A 4585-nucleotide genomic window follows, 5' to 3' on the forward strand; every position below is an offset into this window, starting at 1 on the left:
CTGCAGGTCTGGGGGGTCGAAACCATCCGCCATGCCGGCGTTCAGGAAGCCCAGGCTCTGGCTTTAGTCGGTGTGCGGGCCAAACGGGACAAACAGGGACGAGTCGCCGGTCTGGAACTGATTCCCCGCGAAGAACTCGGGCGTCCGCGTGTCGATGTCGTCATGCACGGAACCAGCCTCTATCGCGACACGTTTCCCGTGCTGGTCGAACTGTTTGATCAAGCCGTGCAACTGGCGGCAGATTCACCTGAGCCCGACAATCCGATCCGCGCACACATCGAACAACTGACCGCCGAACTCGTAGCGGGTGGCATGAATATTGACGAAGCCCGGACCAGAGCCCGCATTCGCTTCTTCGCAGAACCGAGCGGCATGCATGACAGCAAACTGGCCGCAATGGCATCTGCCAGCGGCTCGTGGGACACGGAAGACCAAGTTGCCGACAACTACATCCGGCGGATGGGGCATGGCTACGGACAAGGGACTTGGGGGCAGAGCATGGAGACCGAGTTTCGTGCCGCACTGGCCGGCACGCAGCGGATCGTCCATACACGTTCAAGCAAACTCTATGCGACACTGGATAACGATGACTATTTCGGCTACGGCGGCAGTATCGCGCTGGGGGTCCGCCGAGTCGATGGCGGGAAGAGTCCCCCGATGCTGGTGACGGATCTGAGGACACCCGGTCGGGAACGACATGAACCGATTGAACGCTTTCTCGGACAGGAATTTCGCTCGCGCTTGCTGAACCCCGAGTACATCAAAGGGATGCAGCAGGAAGGGTACGCCGGGGCACGCGAAGTCTGGAAAAGTACGGAATACCTCTGGGGCTGGCAGGTAGTCTACCCCGAGACAGTCGGGCCGCAGAAGTGGCAGGAACTGCACGAAGTCTGGCTGAAAGATCGCTACGATCTCAAACTCGAAGACTTCTTCCATGCTCACAATCCCCACGCCCGCGAGGGGATGGCGGGACGATTGCTGGAAGTTATTCGCAAGGGGTACTGGGATCCCGACCAGCAAACACGTGAGGAACTGGCCGAAATCTATGTCACCAGTATCGTCGAAAATGGAGTCGCCTGTGACACGCTCACCTGCGACAACCCCGAACTTCAGACGTTCACAAAGGGGATCGCGGAGACTGCCGCAGGACTTGATCCGGAACTGATCGCTCAATGGCTGCGTCAGGTCGAAACGGCGACCGGGAAACAACTCGAACAGCGACTGACAGAACGGCAAACCGACAAAGCCGCCTGGCACGACCCGGCCAACCGCGACAAGTCCAATGACGGCAGCTCACCCGAGAACTCACAGGTGAGCGGCTATCTGATGGAAGAGACGCAGTCTGAAATCCAGATCCAGAGTGATCCTTCCCCTGTGCCAGCTACCCCCTGGGCGCTGATTCTCTCGCTCACCCTGTCCCCCGTCATGACAGGGGCCGTCGCGCGGCTGAAGCGGGCCGGCTGAAACTCCCGCATCCCGAAAGTGGATCCGTGAAATGACGGGCCTCAGTGCATTGAATGCGTGCAATAAACGGCTGCAGGGGCTCGCGTCCCTGTTGAACGGCACTCGCGGCTTCCTCAATCCTGCCTCGATGCGATAAGTGCCGAAATCGGCGGACGAGACTGCTGCTCACGAATCCTGATCGTCCGTCATTTTCCAAACCACCGGGAAAGCGTCACAATCGGACGCCGGCTCGCAAGCAGACCGTGAATCGAGCCGTCAGGCTCTTTCGCTTCTTCCGCACAAAGGCCCTGTCATGTCTGCAACGCTGAAAGAACGGATTGCTCAAGTCGTCGTGCAAGCGGGCGATGACGACGGTTGTTCGTCCATCCCCTCCGAACTGATCGCTGCCGCGGCGAAGCTCGCGATGCAATTGACGCCAGAAGACCTCAGTCGATTTCCCGAGTGGTGGTATCCCCCTCTCTCTGCCAAATCCGCTGGCGCACTCAAGTGGAAGGAGGGCTGGGAGCGGTTGTGGTTCGAGGCACTCGTCGAGATCCTCTATCAATCCGGTGAATCTGGACTACCAGTGCTATTCGAATTCCTCGATCGCGATCTGAAGACCTACCACGGGATGGTCGTCGTACGCCTGCTGCGGTTTGCCGCCAATGGCACGAGAAAGAAAGAAATTCTCGATCGACTCAAAACCCGGCTTCCCGCACTCAACCACCCGGCCGGCACGGAATCTGTCGATGAAGTCATGCTCTGGGCGTCGTACGGCGATTCACGGCTGACTAAACTTCTCCGTTCGATGTCGAAACTCAGCCTCAAGGGAATTGGCCAGGTCACCGTCGGGTCAGCGATGAAAGAATGGGTCGAATCCCGTTCACCCTGACTTGGAGAGAGCAGCAGACCTTTGACGGATGTACTGTGCTTCACGGCAGAACCAACGCGACAGCGGTACCAAAACGATCCTTTCCTCACCCGCAATCAGAACGTCTGGTCTCCAGGTTTTGTCCACGATCGCAATTTTCCACTTCTGAACGATGGTAACTTTCAGCAATGACCGACATGGCAGAAAAGGGCATTCGTGCTGCCCAGTTGGGGATCCTCATTAATACGCTGCTCGCCATGGCGAAACTGCTGGCGGGCGTGATCGGTAACTCCTACGCCCTGATTGCAGACGCGGTCGAATCGGGCAGTGATGTCTTTTCATCGATCATTGTGATGAGCGGATTAAAGATCGCCCGGCGTGATCCCACGGACGAATTTCCGTTCGGTTTCGGACGTGCGGAAACGCTGGCGACGGCTGTGGTGGCTCTCATGTTGATCGGTACCGCGATTGGGATTGCGATTGAAGCAGTGCGGGAAATCCGTACGCCGCACCACATGCCAGCCCCCTGGACTCTATTCGTCCTGGCCGTCGTGGTGACAGTCAAATGGCTGGTCTCCCGGCGGGTCCACGCGGTGGGTGTCGAAACAGGAAGCGGAGCCATCGAGGCGGATGCCTGGCACCACCTGAGTGACGCCATCACATCCACGGCGGCGTTCTTTGGTATTTCAATCGCCTTATTGGGTGGACCCGGTTGGGAACACGCCGATGACTGGGCGGCCCTGCTCGCCACATCCGTCATTGCGTTCAATGGCGTCCGAATTCTTCGTTCGGCTCTGCGTGACCTGATGGACGCGTCCCCTGGCGACGAGATCGTCCAGTCGGTTCGAACGGTGTCAGAGCGGGTGCCGGAGGTGCTGGCGATCGAGAAACTGCTGGTTCGCCGTTCGGGAATGTTCTATCTGGTCGATATCCACGTGCAGGCAGCCCCCTCCATGCCCCTGAGCAATGCCCATAGCCTGGGAGGACGAGTGAAGGCCGAAATCCTGCAGGCCCTCCCCCAGGTTCGCCATGTGCTGGTGCATATGGAACCCTTCACCAGTCCCGGTTAGCCAAAAACGGGGAACCGGCGCGCGGCGTTTGTCACTGCCGAACGGAACTCGTTCGTACATACTGACCAGGATCGCTTCCTCCTTATTCACATCACGCCCCGGCCACCTTTCTTCCCGGCGGCTCGGCCGTTCCGCCCTCTTGTGCAGGAACCTGGTGACCACTCGCAGGGCGGAAGTGAGAAACGGCATGATTCGGCGGCCGTTCGGGGTGGTGGATAAAGCCAGTTTACTTTTGCTTACAGATTCGTTTGACTTGGTACATCTTTTGTCTTGTTCGTCATCCCATCTATGCTCATCTCCTGAAGGAATGCTGACGATGCGCGGTTCATTTTTACTTACCGTTCTCTCTGCCTGCTTAACGGCAGGACTGGCTGGTTGCGGAAAAATTCCCACCTGGGGAGAACTCACCGGCCAGCAGCAACCCCAGGCCGCCCCTACCACCTCGGTCCAGCCCGCTCCACCCGTGATCCCGGTTCAGCCAGCACCGCAGGAACCAAGCCCTGACGAAATCATCGCGAAGTTCTATGCCCTGCAGCCCACCGAGGTGACGGATGCCGCGATTACTCAGCTCACGTCGCTGAAAGAGGGAGCCGACCGCATCACCGAGATCAATGCGGACAACAGCGCGGTCACCAAGAATGCCTTCGGGGCGATTGAACGCCTGACGAATCTGCGACAACTACGACTCAACCGGACTCAGATCGATGACGAAGTTTGCCAGAAACTGGGGAACCTGTCGTCACTGGAAGTGCTGGCACTGGCGGATACCCGTGTCACCGACGTCGGCGTGGCCGCTCTTTCTGGACTACAGAACCTCAAGCATCTGGAACTGACCCGCTGTGCCCTTTCGATGAACGGGTTTCGGGCGATCGGCAATCTCCCCTCGCTGAAAGCCATCCATATCGACTCAACGAATCTGAACGACGCGGCGCTGGATCTGGTCTGCAACGCGAAAACGCTGACGGAACTGACACTGTCACGCAACGCCATTACCGACTACGGCCTGATGTCGCTCAGTAAGGTGGAACCGCTGGAATACCTGGAGATTGGGCATACGCGGATTACCTGTGAAGCGCTATCCAAAGTCACCAAAGGGGGCGGGCTGAAGAATCTGCTGTACCTGGGCGTCTATGCCTGCCCGATCACCGAGAAAGGGGCTGTCGCAATTGGCTCCATCAAATCGCTTGAGCGGCTGAATATC

Annotated in this window: 4 protein-coding genes; all 4 read left to right on the forward strand. The window is 58.4% G+C overall.

Annotated features, from left to right (window positions below):
- Window positions 1–1464: cobaltochelatase subunit CobN (locus tag VGE80_RS21380; RefSeq protein WP_440594050.1), on the forward strand; the 1464-nt coding region annotated here is incomplete at its 5' end.
- Between the two features lie 292 nt (window positions 1465–1756).
- The gene (locus tag VGE80_RS21385) at window positions 1757–2335 is read left to right on the forward strand and encodes a hypothetical protein (RefSeq protein WP_397568676.1); all 579 of its coding nucleotides are present in this window, start codon (window positions 1757–1759) and stop codon (window positions 2333–2335) included.
- Window positions 2336–2511: 176 nt separating this feature from the next.
- Window positions 2512–3384, forward strand: a complete 873-nt coding sequence (locus VGE80_RS21390; protein WP_440594051.1) for a cation diffusion facilitator family transporter — start codon at window positions 2512–2514, stop codon at window positions 3382–3384.
- A 316-nt stretch (window positions 3385–3700) separates the two neighbouring features.
- On the forward strand, window positions 3701–4585 hold an 885-nt coding region (locus tag VGE80_RS21395; RefSeq protein WP_440594052.1), incomplete at its 3' end, for a leucine-rich repeat domain-containing protein.

This window comes from Schlesneria sp. (assembly GCF_036405755.1).
Taxonomy (GTDB): Bacteria; Planctomycetota; Planctomycetia; order Planctomycetales; family Planctomycetaceae; genus Schlesneria; species Schlesneria sphaerica.